At 64.4% G+C, this 14994-nt stretch carries 11 protein-coding genes; 5 read left to right on the forward strand and 6 right to left on the reverse strand.

Annotated elements, in window-relative coordinates; genetic code table 11:
• Positions 1–135: 135 nt before the first annotated feature.
• Entirely contained in the window at positions 136–912 is a 777-nt protein-coding gene (locus DMX11_RS02910; protein WP_110743131.1) for an IclR family transcriptional regulator, read from the reverse strand.
• A 193-nt stretch (positions 913–1105) separates the two neighbouring features.
• Between DMX11_RS02910 and DMX11_RS02915 the strand changes: the two genes are divergently transcribed.
• Complete coding sequence (locus DMX11_RS02915; protein WP_110743132.1) at positions 1106–2818, forward strand: FAD-dependent oxidoreductase; 1713 nt, start codon at positions 1106–1108, stop codon at positions 2816–2818.
• A gap of 139 nt (positions 2819–2957) precedes the next feature.
• On the opposite strand, the gene DMX11_RS02920 is transcribed toward DMX11_RS02915, so the two are convergent.
• From DMX11_RS02920 to DMX11_RS02935, 4 genes are all read right to left on the reverse strand, one after another.
• Positions 2958–5840 (reverse strand): HD domain-containing phosphohydrolase, encoded by a 2883-nt coding sequence (locus tag DMX11_RS02920; RefSeq protein WP_110743133.1) that lies wholly within the window; start codon positions 5838–5840, stop codon positions 2958–2960.
• Between the two features lie 138 nt (positions 5841–5978).
• Positions 5979–7472 carry an aldehyde dehydrogenase gene (locus tag DMX11_RS02925; protein ID WP_110743134.1) on the reverse strand — a complete coding sequence of 498 codons (1494 nt, stop codon included), beginning with the start codon at positions 7470–7472 and terminating at the stop codon, positions 5979–5981.
• A gap of 195 nt (positions 7473–7667) precedes the next feature.
• Positions 7668–9050 carry an aspartate aminotransferase family protein gene (locus DMX11_RS02930; RefSeq protein ID WP_110743135.1) on the reverse strand — a complete coding sequence of 461 codons (1383 nt, stop codon included), beginning with the start codon at positions 9048–9050 and terminating at the stop codon, positions 7668–7670.
• Positions 9051–9089: 39 nt separating this feature from the next.
• Positions 9090–9932: a helix-turn-helix transcriptional regulator gene (locus tag DMX11_RS02935; protein WP_110743136.1), complete on the reverse strand. Its 843-nt coding sequence runs from the start codon at positions 9930–9932 to the stop codon at positions 9090–9092.
• Positions 9933–10213: 281 nt separating this feature from the next.
• Here DMX11_RS02935 and DMX11_RS02940 point away from each other — a divergent pair, with 281 nt between their 5' ends.
• The 4 genes from DMX11_RS02940 (at position 10214) to DMX11_RS02955 (ending at position 14567) form a co-directional block, all read left to right on the forward strand.
• Positions 10214–11596 carry an APC family permease gene (locus DMX11_RS02940; RefSeq protein ID WP_110743137.1) on the forward strand — a complete coding sequence of 461 codons (1383 nt, stop codon included), beginning with the start codon at positions 10214–10216 and terminating at the stop codon, positions 11594–11596.
• 201 nt (positions 11597–11797) lie between these two features.
• Complete coding sequence (locus tag DMX11_RS02945) at positions 11798–13171, forward strand: 8-oxoguanine deaminase (RefSeq protein WP_110743138.1); 1374 nt, start codon at positions 11798–11800, stop codon at positions 13169–13171.
• Positions 13172–13355: 184 nt separating this feature from the next.
• A complete protein-coding gene (locus DMX11_RS02950; protein ID WP_110743139.1) occupies positions 13356–13946 on the forward strand; it encodes a biliverdin-producing heme oxygenase in 591 nt (196 codons plus the stop codon).
• A 270-nt stretch (positions 13947–14216) separates the two neighbouring features.
• Positions 14217–14567: a hypothetical protein gene (locus tag DMX11_RS02955; RefSeq protein WP_110743140.1), complete on the forward strand. Its 351-nt coding sequence runs from the start codon at positions 14217–14219 to the stop codon at positions 14565–14567.
• 68 nt (positions 14568–14635) lie between these two features.
• Here the strand turns inward: DMX11_RS02955 and DMX11_RS02960 are convergent, their stop codons facing one another.
• Positions 14636–14791 (reverse strand): DUF2986 domain-containing protein, encoded by a 156-nt coding sequence (locus tag DMX11_RS02960; protein ID WP_110743141.1) that lies wholly within the window; start codon positions 14789–14791, stop codon positions 14636–14638.
• Positions 14792–14994 lie beyond the last annotated feature (203 nt).

The following is a 14994-nucleotide window of genomic DNA, read 5'->3' on the forward strand; positions in this document are numbered from 1 at the left end:
CTGTCCTCTTGTCATTGTTGTGTAATGAATTCTGAAACCACGTTCCACAATTCACTTTCAGCAATTTAGAACCAGGTTCAGCTTTTCAGAAGAACCCGGACAAGAGACTGTGCGGTAATCGACCGGAATATCCCCTTAGGCGAACAGTTCGCTGGCCGGGCTGGCGGCCGACAACTCCTCTGCAGCTCCCAGCAACAGGGGCGCCAGCTCTGCGAGGCGGCTCTGCGCCATGCGGGCGCTGGGCCCGGCAATGCTCAGCACACCGATGACCTCGGTGCTTTGCGGGCGCCGTACCACCGCAGCCAGGGCCGAAGTACCGATGGCCGACGTTTCTTCCACCCAGGCATAACCACGTTCTCGGGCTCGGTGCAGGTAGGCGATCAGCTCATCGGTGGAACGTGGGGCGTTCGGGCCGAACCGGGTGGGGTCGGCAATGCCTTGGCGCAACACCATCTGCAGCGCCTGTTCATCGTCCAGGCTGGCCAGCCAGGCATGCCCCGACGCGGTGTAGAACAGCGGGGCATCCCGGCCCATGTCCGGGTCGTAGCGCAGCCCGGAGCGGGCGCCCTGCGACTTGGCGATCCAGGTTTGTCGGGCGCCATCGATCACCCCAAGGCGCACCAGCTCGCCGCTGTCCTGAGCCAGGCGGTCGAGAATCGGCTGAATGATGTCGGCGCCACTGCTGGCCAGATAACGGAACCCCAGGGCTACCAGCTTGGCCGACAACTGGTAGCGGCTAGTGTCGCGGTTTTGCCGCACATAACCCAGCCGCACCAGCTCGGCGAGCATGCGATGGGCCGCGCTTTTAGGGATGTCCAGGCGCTCGGCCAGGGTTTGCAGCGGCAGCCCCTGAGGCTCACCGGTAAGGGTTTCAACAAGACTGAAGGCGCGTTCGATCTGACTACCAGCCATGACACAGGTCCCTGCTATTTTTTGCGAATTCTAGAAGATGATTCCACATTGCCGATAGCGGCCGCATCCAGCCGGCCACTAAATGGCCGATTATCGCCCGCTTCTTGCCCTGCTCGCTGCCCTCTCCCTTGCAGATCACGGGAGCGGCGATGAGAATGTGGAACAACGTTCTAATAAACAATAGGATTGCGCAATGCCTTCTGCTCCCTTCGAAACCGAGTGCGACGTACTGGTCATAGGTTCTGGTGCTGCCGGGCTGGCTGCCGCGGTAACGGCTGCCTGGCATGGGCAGAAGGTCATCGTGGTGGAGAAGGAGCCGGTATTCGGCGGCGCTACGGCCTGGTCCGGTGGCTGGGCCTGGGTGCCGCGCAACCCGCTGGCTCGGCGGGCCGGCATCGAGGAGGACATCGAGCAGCCGCGTACCTATCTGCGCAATGAATTGGGGGCCAATTATGACGCCGAGCGCGTCGATGCCTTTCTTGAGGCGTGCCCGCACATGGTGGCGTTTTTCGAGCAGCACACGGCGCTGCAGTTCGCCGACGGCAATGGCATCCCGGACATGCACGGCGACACCCCGGGCGCGGCCCAGGGCGGGCATCAGGTGATTGCAGCCCCGTATGATGCCCGCGAGGTGGGTGCGCTGCTGCCGCGCCTGCGCAAGACCCTGCGCGAAACCTCGTTCATGGGTATGCCGATCATGGCCGGCACCGACCTTGCCGCGTTCCTCAACATGACCCGCTCGCCCAGAGCCTTGCTGCACGTATGCAAACGTTTTGGCCGCCACCTGTATCACCTGGCCCGCCATGGCCGGGCAATGCACCTGGTGAACGGCGTGGCACTGGTGGCGCGGCTGGCCAAGTCGGCGCAGGATCTGGGCGTGCACCTGCAAGAGTCGGCGCCGGCCAAGCGCTTGCTGGTCGAGGATGGCCAGGTGCGCGGCGCGTTGGTGGCGACGCCACAGGGCGAGCAACGAATCCGGGCCAAGGCTGTGGTGCTGGCGGCAGGAGGCTTCCCCAACGACACTGCGCGGCGTCGGCAGTTGTTCCCGCGTGACGCCACCGGCCACGACAACCTGGCCCTGCCGCCAACGGGCTGTTCAGGGGATGGCCTGCGCCTGGGCGAGTCGGCCGGTGGCGTTGTCGCTACCGACCTGCAGTCGCCTGTGGCCTGGGCACCGGTTTCGCAGGTGCCGCACCGCGATGGCAGTGTCGGCCACTTCCCGCACATCATCGAGCGTGGCAAGCCGGGCATTATCGGCGTGCTGGCCAACGGCAAGCGCTTCGTCAATGAAGCCCATGGCTACTACGACTATGTATCGGCCATGGTCGCGGCAGTGCCGCAGGATGAGGAAGTGTGTTCGTGGTTGGTGTGTGACCATCGCTTCCTGCGCCGCTATGGCCTGGGCCATGCCCGCCCTGCCCCGCTGCCGGTGTGGCCACATGTGCGCAGCGGCTACCTGAAACGCGGCGCCACGCTCGATGAATTGGCCGCTGCCTGCGGCATCGACCCCGCCGGGTTGCGCGCCACGATCAGCGATTTCAACAGCCATGCCCGTAATGGCCAGGACCCAGCGTTTGGCCGTGGTTCCACACCGTTCAACCGCAAGCAAGGCGACCCGCAGCACAAAGGGCCAAACCCCTGCGTGGCGCCAATCGAGCATGGGCCGTTCTATGCGGTGAAGGTCAAGCCGGGTTGCTTTGGGACCTTCGCCGGGTTGCGCACCGACGCCAGCGCCAGGGTGCTGGATGAGTCCGGGCGGCCGATAGGCGGGCTGTATGCGGCAGGTACCGACATGGCCAGTGTGTTTGGTGGTTGGTATCCGTCTGGCGGTATCAACCTGGGGCCGGCATTGACCTTTGGCTATGTGGCCGGTCGGCATATTGCCGGGGTGCGGGAGTATGAGTGAGGCGGGCCCTTGCTCACAGTCGCTGCTCTGATCGCCCTGGAAAGACGAGTCATGTGGGGCCTTGCGCCGCAATGGGGTGCGAAGCGCCCCCCGGGATCTGAGCTTCACCCACTACACGCGCGTGGGCAAAGGGTCATGCTCAGGCCGGGCAGCGCATCTGCTCAAGCCAGTAGGCCACATCCACCTCATCGATCTGCTCGGCGCGCAGGAAGCGCTCAGCATACTGGCGGTAGACACCGCTGTTGAGGAACAACTGCAGCAGTTGCCCGTCGAGGTGCCCGTCACGGGCCATGAACACCAGGATCTTCACTGACTCGGACAAGGTCTTCGCTGGCTTGTAAGGTCGATCAGCGGCCGTCAGCGCCTCGAATACATCGGCAATCGCCATCACCCGCTCAGCCACACCCAGGTCGCGCTCGCCAAGCCGGCGCGGGTAGCCGCTGCCGTCCATTTTTTCGTGGTGGTTGCCGGCGATATCCGGTACCCGCCTGAGCTGCCGCGGGAATGGCAGCGAACTGAGCATGATGATGGTCTGCACAATGTGTTCGTTGATCTTGAAGCGCTCCTCGTCATTCAACGTGCCACGGCGGATCGCCAGGTTGTACAACTCGCCATGGTTGCTGGCATTGGCCGGCAAGCGCATGTCGAAGCCCCAGGTATTACGCGGGTCGTCCTTGGCCACGGGCGGCTTGCGCGCGCCCCAGGGCACCCGATGTTCCGGCCGGTCGGCCAGCAGCGGCTCGTCCACGGGCAGCGTGGCTGGCGGCACCCCGGCAAAGCGTTCGGCTTCATCGCGGGAAATGCCCAGGCGGTTATCGAAGTGGCGTTGCCAACGACGCTGGCCGATCAGCTGCAGGCGCTCGATATCCGCGTCCTGCATGAACTCCCCGCCAATGTTGGCTTGGGCGACAAAGGCAAAATCGTCCTGCAGCCGGGCCTGGCTGCGCGCGCGTGCGGCTTGCAGTGCCTGCGGCTCGGCACCGCTGGCAAGGCCCTGCCAGTAGGCCAGTTCGGCATCACGCCACAGCACTTCGAAGCGCATGCGCACTTCGTGAATGCGGTTGTACAGGGTTTCCAGCTTGGTCGCCTTGTCGACCACGTACTCGGGGCTGGTGACCTTGCCACAATCGTGCAGCCAGGCCGCCACGCGGAATTCGTAGCGTTCGGCTTCGCTCATGCTGAAGCTGGCAAAGGGGCCTCTGTCAGCGGCCACCGCCTGGTCCAGCAGCATTTGCGCCAGCTGTGGCACCCGCTCGCAGTGGCCACCGGTATAGGGGCTCTTGGCGTCGATGGCGTCGGCCAGCAGCTTGATCATGGCATCCAGCAGGTTCTGCTGGGCTTCGGCCAGTTGCCGCGTTTCGATGGCCACTGCTGCCACCCCGGACAACTCTTCGACAAACCGGCGGAACGGCAACCCCACCTGCTCGCACGCCTGTTCATCGTTCAGTTGCAACACCAGAATGCCCAGCAATGCCTGGCCACGGTCGTTGAGCACCACGGCCAGGCTGCGCTCATGCAAGCCTAGGGCGGCAGCCACCCTGACGGCCAACTGCTGGTCGCCATCATCCACAGCCAGTTCGCCGGGGTACTGCTCTCCCCGGCAAGAGGCGGCCAGGCGCAATACGGTGTGGTCGTCATCATAAAGGTACACCGCCCCGCCGCTGACCCCGGCCGCTTCCACCAAGTGGGTCAGTACGCCGTCGAGCATGTGCTCCAGGTTGCGCTCCCGGCTGAGCGTGAGAGTAATCGCCTGGAAGCTGACAATGGTGCCTGACATCTGGCTGAGTACCCGGCTCAACTCACGCACCTCGGTCACTCGTGAACGCACCCCCACCTCACGGCTGAAGTCGAAGCTGGCAAGGCCTTGCACCTGCGCGGCCAGCAAGCGCAACGGGCGGCCGATGCGCCGCCCGAGCACGCCGCCGAGTACCAGCAGCACGGCCATCAGCGCGGCGGTCCAGAGCAGTTGTTCGAACAGCACCTTGCGTGCGCCCGCCAGCAGCTCATGGGCCGGTACTGCAATCAGCAGCTGCAAGTCCTGCCCGGCCAGGGTTGTCAGCGGTACCCGCATGCCAAACCAGGTCTCGCCGTGCACCTGATAAGGCTGCGGCCGGGTGCCTTGCGGCAGGTCGGCAAACAGTTGCTGCAGGCTGGCGATGCCCAGCTCGCCAACCCGCGACAGCCGCACTGCCGGCCCTTCATGCACGATCACCCGTTGCAGGTTGGGGTAGGCCACCACATTGCCCCGGTCGTCGATCACGACAATCTCGGTGCCGGGGGTCATGCGCAGGTCCTGAGCCTCACTGGCCAGGTCGTTGACCGAAACATCCATACCGATCACCGCCCCGCTGTCGACACTGCGTTGGGCCATGGTCATGCCGATTTCACCGGTGGTGAAAAACACGTAGGGGCGGGTCAGCACTGTGTCGGGTTGTGCGGTGGCCTCGGTAAACCAGGGGCGCATGCGCGGATCGTAGCGGTAGTCCGGCCTGGCCTGGGTTTGCAGCAGGTTCAGTGCCCGGTCGTAGAACCGCCATTCCCCCTGCACTGCCCCGCCTTCACGGCTGACGGTCTGCACCAGGAACGCCGTGCCCGGTGGTGCAGCGAAACGCTGCAGCAGCTGCGGGTCGCGCAGGTGACGCACCAGCATGAACTCGCCATTGGGGTACCCCATGTAGGCGGCGCTGAGCATGCGATTGGCGTCCAGCGCCGCGACCAGTTGCGGCAGCTGTTGCAGGCGCTGTGCAAGGGTGCGGGCGGACGGGTTGTAGGCCAACAGGCGGATGCTGCTTTGCACCGGCTCGATCAGGCGACGGGCGCGTTCGTCAATGGTCTTGCCGACTTGCTGGGCAGCATCGCCCGCGGCGGCCACGAGGGTCTGGCGAAGGCCGCTATAGCCTTGCCAGGCCAGGGCAGCGCCCAGTACCAGCATGCCCAGCATGATGGCCAGGGCCACCAGCCATTGCAGCGAAACGCCCCGTGCGGCGCTGCCAGAGGCACGACCATTCGACACGTAGCCCATCCCAGGTACTCCATGTGCGGCACACTGCCTTGGCTGATATCCGCAGCAGTGTAGAGGGCGCGTGGGCTTTTTGCCGGGGTGGACGGCTAAATTAGTGCAGGTGGGCGTCGGGTACGTGCCGACCGGTTTACCCGGCGGTTAGCTGCGCAACTGATACCAGGTGGTCTTGAGCTGCGAGTACTTGTCGAACGAATGCAGCGACAGGTCGCGGCCAAACCCCGACTGCTTGCCACCACCGAACGGTACCGTCACATCCAGCGCATCGACCGTGTTCACCGACACGGTGCCAGCCTTCAGTGCCCGTGCCACCCGGTGCACCTGGTTGAAATCATCGCTCCACAGCGAGGCTGCCAGGCCATAAATGCTGTCATTGGCCAAGCGCACCGCCTGCTCTTCACTGTCGAAAACACTGACCGCCAGCACCGGCCCGAACACTTCCTCCTGCGCCAGGCTGAAGTGCTGTTCGACACCGGCAAAAATGGTTGGCTCGATGTAGTTGTCCGAACCGTCGATGGTCAGGCGTCGGCCGCCACACACCCGCTGAGCGCCTTGATGGCCAGCACGGGCGATGGCAGCCTCGATGCGGCTGGTCTGCTGGGCATCGACAATCGCCCCGGCGCGGCTTGCCGGGTTCAGCGGATTGCCGGGCAACCAGTGGCGGGCCTTGGCCTGCAGGCGCTCGATGAACTCATCATGGATGGAGCGCTGCACGTACAGCCGCGAGTTGGCCGAACACACCTCGCCCTGGTTGAAGAAAATGCCGAAGGCGGCCTTTTCCGCTGCCAGGTCCAGGTCCTGGCAGTTTTCGAACACCAGGTTGGGGCTCTTGCCTCCGCACTCCAGCCACACCTGCTTGAGGTTGGACTGCGCCGAATACTGCATGAAGTACTTACCCACCTGGGTGGAGCCGGTGAACACCAGGCAGTCCACATCCGGGTGCAGGCCCAGGGCCTGCCCGGCCTGCTCGCCCAGACCCGGCACCACGTTCAGTACACCTTCCGGCATGCCGGCTTCCAGCGCCAGCCGGGCCAGGCGCAGGGCCGAGAACGGTGATTGTTCCGCAGGCTTGAGCACCACGCTGTTACCGGCAGCCAGCGCGGGGGCCAGCTTCCAGGCGGCCATGTCGAGGGGGAAATTCCACGGCACCACGGCGGCCACAACGCCCAGCGCTTCGCGGGTAATGGTGGCCAACGCATTGGCTGCGGTGGGCGCGACCTGGTCGTAAAGCTTGTCCAGCGCCTCGCCGTACCAGGCGAAGACATGCGCCGAGCCCGGTACATCGATGTTGTAGGCGTCCATGACCGGCTTGCCCATGTTCAGCGAATCGAGCAAGGCCAGCTCTTCGCGATGGGCCATGATCAGTTCGGCCAGGCGCAGCAGCACCTTCTTGCGCTCGCCGGGGGCCATACGCGGCCACGGGCCTTGCTCGAAGGCTCGACGGGCGCTGGCGACGGCCAGGTCGACTTCGGCATGGCCGCAGGCGGCAACCTGTGCCATTACGTGGTTGGTGGCGGGGTTGATGGCTGCGAAGGTAGCACCATCCTGTGCGTTGACGGGCTTGCCGTCGATCAGTGCACTGGCCGGGAGGTAGAGGTCTGCGGCGCGTTGTTGCCAGAATTCGAGGGTGTACATGTGTACTCCAGACGACCGTCGTCGCGGTCCTTCTTGCGCAAGTAACAAGTACCGCACCGTTCGCAGGCACGCCGCACTCGCTCCGTGGGAGCGGGCATGCCCGCGAATCAGGCGACACGGTGGATGGCACCGGCTTTGCCGGTGTTCGCGGGCGTGCCCGCTCCCACAGGGAAGTGCGTTGCCCAGGTCAGCGGTTCAGAGCTTGCCGACCAGGCGCGCCGTGCGGTCGACGGCAATGCGGGTCTTCTCCACCAGCTCATCCAGCTCACTGTGGTTGGCGATCAACGCCGGGGCCATGATCATCCGCCCCAGGGTCGAGCGGATGATCACCCCTTCCTCGAAACCGAAGGTGCGGCACTGCCAGGCCAGGTCGTTCTCATTGGCAAAGCGCTTGCGCGTCGGCTTGTGCTCGGCGAACTGCAATGCCGCCACCAGCCCGGCGCCCTGCACCTGGCCGATCAACGGGTGGTCGGCGAACACCTCGCGCAGGATGCGCTGCAGGTAAGGCCCGGTGTCGTCCTTCACCTGGCGAACGATGCCTTCATCCCGCAGCGCCTTCAGGTTGGCAATGGCCACCGCCGCGGCCACCGGGTGGCCGGAATAGGTCAGGCCGTGGGCGAACACCCCACCACGCTCCACCAGCGCCTCGGCAATGCGCTTGCTCAGCACCAGGCCGCCCATGGGCACATAGCCGCTGGTCAGGCCCTTGGCAATCGACAGGGTGTCGGGCTCGAAACCGAAGTATTCATGGGCAAACCACTCGCCAGTGCGACCAAAACCACCAATCACCTCATCGGCGCACAGCAGCACGTCGTACTGGCGGCAGATGCGCTGGATTTCCGGCCAGTAGCTTTCCGGCGGGAAAATCATCCCCCCTGCCCCCTGGAACGGTTCGGCGATGAAGCCGGCCACGTTCTCGGCACCCAGCTCAAGGATCTTTTCCTCCAGCTGCAAGGCGCAGCGGCGGCCAAACTCGGCCGGGCTCAACTCGCCCCCTTCGGCATACCAGTACGGCTCGTCGATGTGCGCCACATCCGGGATCAACCCGCCCATCTCGTGCATGAATTTCATGCCGCCCAGCGCCGTGGCCGCCAGGGTCGAGCCGTGGTAGCCGTTCCAGCGGCCGATCATGATCTTCTTGCTCGGCTGGCCGGCCACCTGCCAGTAGCGGCGCACGGTGCGGATCAACACCTCGTTGGCCTCGGAGCCGGAGTTGGTATAGATCGCGTGGCTGTAGTGCCCGGGCAGCAGGCTGAACAGCAGCTCGGACAGCTCGATCACCGCCGGGTGGGTGGTGTGGAAGAACATGTTGTAGTAGGCCAGCTGGTCCATCTGCGTGGCAGCAGCGGCAGTCAGGTCGCGGCGGCCGTAACCGAGCTGGGTGCACCACAGGCCAGACATGCCGTCCAGGTAGCGCTTGCCCTCGCTGTCCCACAGGTGCAGGCGTTCACCACCGACGATCACCCGCGGCCCTTCGGCGTTCAGCGCCTTCTGGTCAAGAAAGGCATGGATATGGTGCGCGGCATCGGCTGCCTGGTAGTCACGGGTCTGGCGTTGCGGGGCGAAAGGCGCGTTCATTGTTGGTTTTCCTTTGCGGTGGGGGTGCAGGGCAGGCGCTCAGCGCAACTTGCCCATGTAGCTTTCCAGCGGGTCCTTGCCCAGCACGCCCTGGGCATTGGCCAGCGCGTCGATGAACAGGGAAAACAGCTCGGACTGGGTGCCGATGTCGAGCTTGGCGTAGACGTTCTTGCGGTGCGACTTGATGGTGTCTTCCGACACGCCCAAGCGCTCGGCCAGCGACTTGGTCGAGTGGCCACGCAAGATCAACTGGGCGATGCGGCATTCACGCTCGGTCAGCAGCGAACTGCCGAAATTGTTGAGCGCGGCGTGGATACGTTGCTCAAGGATGTTCTCGAAGCGCCCGGCGCGGCTGTCCAGCCCGGCAAAATGCTTGCGCAGGACCGCAAGCACCCAGGGCGTGATGCACCCGAACAACGCGCGGCTGTGCGGGTCGAGTTTGTCGGTGAAGGCCAGCGATACCGCCAGGCTCTGGCCGGGCGCCAGTTGCAGGATGTAGTTGAGCTCGTCCTCCAGGTGCGAGTGGCGATAGAACGATTGGTAGTACTCGCTGACCTCGAAATGGTCGGGCGCCACGTCGAACAGGCCGTAGCTACCCGACTCGACCTGCTCCACGCAGGCACCGTAAAACGGGTCGAGCAGGTAAAAGCCCGACAGGTAGCGGCTGACATTGCCCTCGGGCTGCCAGGGCGCCTTGTCGTCCTGTTCGAACAGTGCGCAGGGCATGCCGTCGTGCGGGTACAGGTACACCGTGGTGGCCTGGATCGGCCGGACCACGCCGAGCGCCGCAAACAGGTTGGCGGCAAAGCCCGGCCGGCCGATCGCCTCGGTGACCTTGGCCAGGTGCTCGAACCACTGTTCTGAAAGCAATTGATTAGTCACTGTAGGCCTGCCGTATAAGGTGAGGCACCGCTGCCAGTGCGGTGCGTTGTTGAGCAGATACTCCCATGGCCTTGCCGGCACCGAAATCACCCTTTGGGGTGAGCCGCCACGTCGCTGCTTCAGCTCACCCCAAAGGGTGATTCCGGGTGCCGTCGGGGTGTGGGAGCATCAACCTGCCCCAGCGCTGCGAGCCTTCCGCTCGACCTCCTTGCATGACGCCCACCGGTAGCGAGCCCTGCTCGCCTGCCGCGGTGCCCTGCATCCCTTTTCAGGAGTTAGCAATGCATACAACAACAAGTACAGCTCATCCCGCCGCCCCGCATGCACCCTCGCAACCCGCTCCCAGCAGCGGGCGCTTTCGCAAGTCCATGGGGATGACCGCTCTGGTGCTGTTCGGCCTGGCCTACATGGTGCCGCTGGCCGTCTTCACCACCTATGGGCTGGTCACCCAGATGACCAAGGGGCACCTGCCCACCGCCTATCTGCTGACCCTCGCCGCCATGTTGCTCACCGCCTACAGCTACGGCCGCATGGTCCAGGCCCACCCCTACTCCGGTTCGGTCTACACCTACACGCGCAAGGCCTTTGGCAGCCACATCGGCTTCATCACGGGCTGGACCCTGCTGCTCGATTACATTTTCCTGCCATTGCTCAGCTACCTCCTGATCGGCATCTACATGTCGGAGTACTTCCCGACCATTCATGCGTGGGTGTGGGTGGCAGGATCCATAGCCCTGGTCACCTTCCTCAACCTGATCGGCATCGAATCGATCACCCGGGTCAACTGGATCCTGGTGGTGGCGCAGCTGGTATTCATTGTCGTGTTCGTCAGCTTGTCCGTGCTCAAGCTCAACGGCCAGGCGCAACCGGTGTCGCTGCTGGCACCGTTCCACCACGAGGGCTTCAGCGTGCCGCTGATCATGACGGGCGCGGCCGTGTTGTGCCTGTCGTTCCTGGGCTTCGATGCGGTATCGACCATGGCCGAGGAAACCAGCAACCCGACGTATCGCATACCGGTGGCGATCCTTGCCGTGTCCCTGATCGGCGGCTTGCTGTTCCTGGTGGTCTCGTACTGCGCGCAGATGGTGTTCCCCGACTGGGGCAGCTTCGCCGACCCAGATTCGGCCTCGGTAGACGTGATGCGCCGGGTGGGCGGCGAGCTGCTGGTCACCGCCTTTACCGCTACCTACGTGGCCGGCTGCTTTGCATCGGCCATGGTGTCGCAGGCCAGTGTGTCGAGGGTGCTGTTCGCCATGGGCCGTGACGGTGCGTTGCCGCGTGCATTCGGCCAGCTGGTGACGAAGAAACGCGTGCCGGCCACGGCCATCCTGGTGGTGAGCCTGCTGTCGTTGATCGCCCTGGTGATCACCCTCGACACGGTGGCCAACATGATCAGCTTCGGCGCGCTGTTCGCGTTTTCGGCGGTGAACCTGGCGGTGGTCAAGCACTACCTGGTAGACCAGCGACTGCGTGGTGGCCGTAATGTCCTGCTCTATGGCGCCATTCCCGGGTTGGGCTTCCTAAGCACGCTGTGGCTGTGGAGCAGCCTGACCAGCCTGTCGTTCACCATCGGCCTGTGCTGGATGGGCCTGGGCCTGCTGGTGCTGCTGGGGCTGACCCGGGCGTTCCGGGTCAAGCTGCCGGCGTTGCAGATGGCCGACTGAGCACGGTCTTTGCGGAAGGGGCCTTGTGTTGCGCAAGCCCCCCTCTGCGATGGCAGATCATTGTCAACCGCCTGGACCTGCCTGTTCACGGAGTGTCGCTGGCGCATTGCAAGATGTATACAACTTCAAGGTTTCCTGATTACATAAGCGCTCGCCTACGACATCGGTAACCGCCGATGCGTATTGCGACGGGCTTAAGCCATGTCATTTGCTACTACCAAGAAAACCCTTCTCGTCAAAAACGCCGAACTTCTGGTCACCATGGACGGCGAGCGCCGTGAGATCAAGAACGGCGGCCTGTACATCGAAGACAACCTGATCAAGCAGGTCGGCCCCAGCGATACCCTGCCGCAGCACGCCGACGTGGTGCTGGACATGGCCGGCAAGGTGGTCATCCCCGGCCTGGTCAACACCCACCACCACATGTACCAGAGCCTGACCCGCGTGGTGCCGGCAGCCCAGGATGGCGAACTGTTCAACTGGCTGACCAACTTGTACCCGATCTGGGCACGCCTGACCCCGGAAATGATCGCGGTGTCGACGCAGACCGCCATGGCCGAGCTGATCTTGTCCGGCTGCACCACCTCCAGCGACCACCTGTACATCTACCCCAACGGCTGCAAGCTCGATGACAGCATCCATGCTGCCGCCGAAATCGGCATGCGCTTCCACGCCGCGCGCGGCAGCATGAGCGTGGGCCAGAGCCAGGGTGGCTTGCCGCCTGATTCGGTGGTGGAAAAGGAAGCTGACATCCTCAAGGAATCCCAGCGCCTGATCGAGGACTACCACGACGCCAGCCACGGATCGATGCGGCGCATCGTGGTAGCACCTTGCTCGCCGTTCTCTGTCAGCCGCGACCTGATGCGCGAAGCCGCCGTGCTGGCGCGCCAGTACGGCGTGTCGCTGCATACCCACCTGGCCGAAAACGTCAACGACATCGCCTACAGCCGCGAGAAATTCGGCATGACCCCTGCTGAGTACGCCGAAGACCTCGGCTGGGTCGGCCACGATGTCTGGCACGCCCACTGCGTGCAACTCGACCAGCACGGCATCGAGCTGTTCGCCCGTACCGGTACCGGTGTCGCCCACTGCCCGTGTTCGAACATGCGCCTGGCCTCCGGCATCGCCCCGGTACGCAAGATGCGCGACCACGGCGTACCGGTCGGCCTGGGGGTCGACGGTTCGGCGTCCAACGACGGCGCCAGCATGATCGGCGAAGTGCGCCAGGCCCTGCTGCTGCAACGCGTGGGTTTCGGCCCCGACGCCATGACCGCCCGCGAAGCGCTGGAAATTGCCACCCTGGGGGGCGCCAAGGTGCTCAACCGCAATGACATCGGTGCCCTGGCCCCGGGCATGGCCGCCGACTTCGTCGCCTTCGACCTGGGCCACGTGGCCTATGCCGGCGGCCTTCACGACCCGTTGGCGGCCCTGGTGTTCTGCACCCCGACCCAGGTGCACACCAGCGTGATCAATGGCCGCGTGGTGGTCAAGGACGGGCAGTTGGCAACCGTCGATCTGCCACGGGTGCTGGAACGCCACAACCAACTGGCCCACCAACTGGTCAGCGGCGCCTGATTCAGGCGGGCCGCTTGGCGGCCCGCATCCTCCTTTTTGTTGCAGGATTGGCTGCCAACGCCGTCATGGGCGGCTTCAACGGTGTTCGGCCCTGGGGGTCCCATGGTCGACATGCGTGGTGCTTGCTGCTTGCCTGGGATGGCAAGCATGATGAGCTCATTGCCCTTATGCCACGGATATGCCAATGACCGCTGCACCCTCACTTATACCGGACTCAGGCCGCTGCAAACGCTTGAAAGCGGCCAGCAGCCGGGACCATGACAGCGTCGATCAACTGGTGATGGCCGCCCGGCCCTTCGAGAGCCGCGAACGCTATGGCCGCTTCCTGCAGGTGCAGCACCGGTTTCATGGCAGCCTGTTGGCGCTGTACCAGGATGAACGCCTCAACCTGCAACTGCCGGGCTTGCTGGCACTGTCGCGCTTTGCGGCGGTCGAGGCCGATTTGCGCGACCTGGGCCTGCCGCTGCCGTCGCCTGTGCAACCGGTGTGCGCCAGCCCGGCCCAGGCCCTGGGCTGGCTGTACTGCAGTGAAGGTTCGAACCTGGGCGCGGCGTTTCTGTTCAAGCACACCCAACGCCTGGGGCTGGCTGGCGACCTAGGCGCGCGTCACCTGGCGCCGCACCCGGATGGCCGAGCGCTGCACTGGCGCGAGTTCGTTGCCAGGCTGGATGGCTTGCTGCTGGATGAACGGGAAGAAGCCCAAGTGGTGGCAGGGGCAATTGCTGCGTTCGACAGTTATCGGGGGCACTTGCGCGAGGTGTTCACGGACGGTTGACTGCGCGCATGGCACCTGCAGCCTCGGTGTTAGCAACCGCAGCCAGTCCACAGAAATCGTCAGCCCGAAACCTGCGCAGCATGTGTATGTGCAAGCACGCAAGTTCTACAAGTTGTTGCTGCAGCGAACTTTTTCTCGATTGCAGGTCTATGAGTGAGGCGCAGAAAGGCGGCGGCAGGCGAGAAAAGCTCCGCCCCGTCCCTGCTGGCCAGATAGCTCAATTGTGATCAGAGGTTGGCTTCGCTCATGAAAAAACATGTCGCTAGGTTGATGCTGCTCGGCCTGTTCTCGTTCGCGGCTGTGGGCACGGCATCGGCAACACAAATGAAAGCACCAGACGCCGTTGCACCGGCCGTTCAGTCACCGCTGCAGCCGGCCAGCAACCCCTGGTCGAGGGTGGCCAGTGTGGCCGACACACAGCCGGCCACGCTGCTGGCGCACGATGACGATCGTTGGCACGACCACAGGAGCGACTGGCGCCGCGAGCAATGGCGGCGTGAGCAGGCCCGTCGAGATTGGGAGCGGCGCCGCGACTGGGAACGCCGCCGGGATTGGGAGCGCCGTCACGAGCGGGCAATGCACCAGCGCCACTATGACGAGCACCGTCACTACCGCCGCTGAAGCTGACCCGCCCCAGCTGTAGCGGCCTTGCGTTGCATTCGCGACACAAGGCCGCTCCAGGGTTTGCCTCAGTCGGCCCGTTGGCTGATGTCCCCTGCCGCCTCGGCCTCCATCTTCAAACGCTCAGCCTTGCATATGTATTTCGGCTTGCGCGGCGCCAGCTTGGCGCTGGCCTTCTTCTGGTGCGCCTGCAACAGCTGCTTGATCTTCTTACGACGGTTCATGGTCCACGGGCCTTTCAGTACGGTTCGCTACCGCCATCATACCCGTGCGCCTGGCGCATTGCGCAGCCGTTGCGCCAGACGCCCTTTCGGCCTCGAGGCCCCGGCACAACCAGCAGATCAGCGGTGATGGCTATCTGGCGCGTGGCCTTGACGTTATTTTCACAGCCCACCGATTAGCGTCACGCCCCTATCGGCCGCGGGCA

Source organism: Pseudomonas sp. LB-090624, assembly GCF_003205205.1.
In the GTDB taxonomy this organism is placed as follows: Bacteria; Pseudomonadota; Gammaproteobacteria; order Pseudomonadales; family Pseudomonadaceae; genus Aquipseudomonas.

Coding starts and splice junctions, on each gene's coding strand:
- DMX11_RS02910 (WP_110743131.1), bottom strand. CDS start 912: ATGGCTGGTAGTCAGATCGAACGCGCCTTCAGTCTTGTTGAAACCCTT.
- DMX11_RS02915 (WP_110743132.1), top strand. CDS start 1,106: ATGCCTTCTGCTCCCTTCGAAACCGAGTGCGACGTACTGGTCATAGGT.
- DMX11_RS02920 (WP_110743133.1), bottom strand. CDS start 5,840: ATGGGCTACGTGTCGAATGGTCGTGCCTCTGGCAGCGCCGCACGGGGC.
- DMX11_RS02925 (WP_110743134.1), bottom strand. CDS start 7,472: ATGTACACCCTCGAATTCTGGCAACAACGCGCCGCAGACCTCTACCTC.
- DMX11_RS02930 (WP_110743135.1), bottom strand. CDS start 9,050: ATGAACGCGCCTTTCGCCCCGCAACGCCAGACCCGTGACTACCAGGCA.
- DMX11_RS02940 (WP_110743137.1), top strand. CDS start 10,214: ATGCATACAACAACAAGTACAGCTCATCCCGCCGCCCCGCATGCACCC.
- DMX11_RS02945 (WP_110743138.1), top strand. CDS start 11,798: ATGTCATTTGCTACTACCAAGAAAACCCTTCTCGTCAAAAACGCCGAA.
- DMX11_RS02950 (WP_110743139.1), top strand. CDS start 13,356: ATGACCGCTGCACCCTCACTTATACCGGACTCAGGCCGCTGCAAACGC.
- DMX11_RS02955 (WP_110743140.1), top strand. CDS start 14,217: ATGCTGCTCGGCCTGTTCTCGTTCGCGGCTGTGGGCACGGCATCGGCA.
- DMX11_RS02960 (WP_110743141.1), bottom strand. CDS start 14,791: ATGAACCGTCGTAAGAAGATCAAGCAGCTGTTGCAGGCGCACCAGAAG.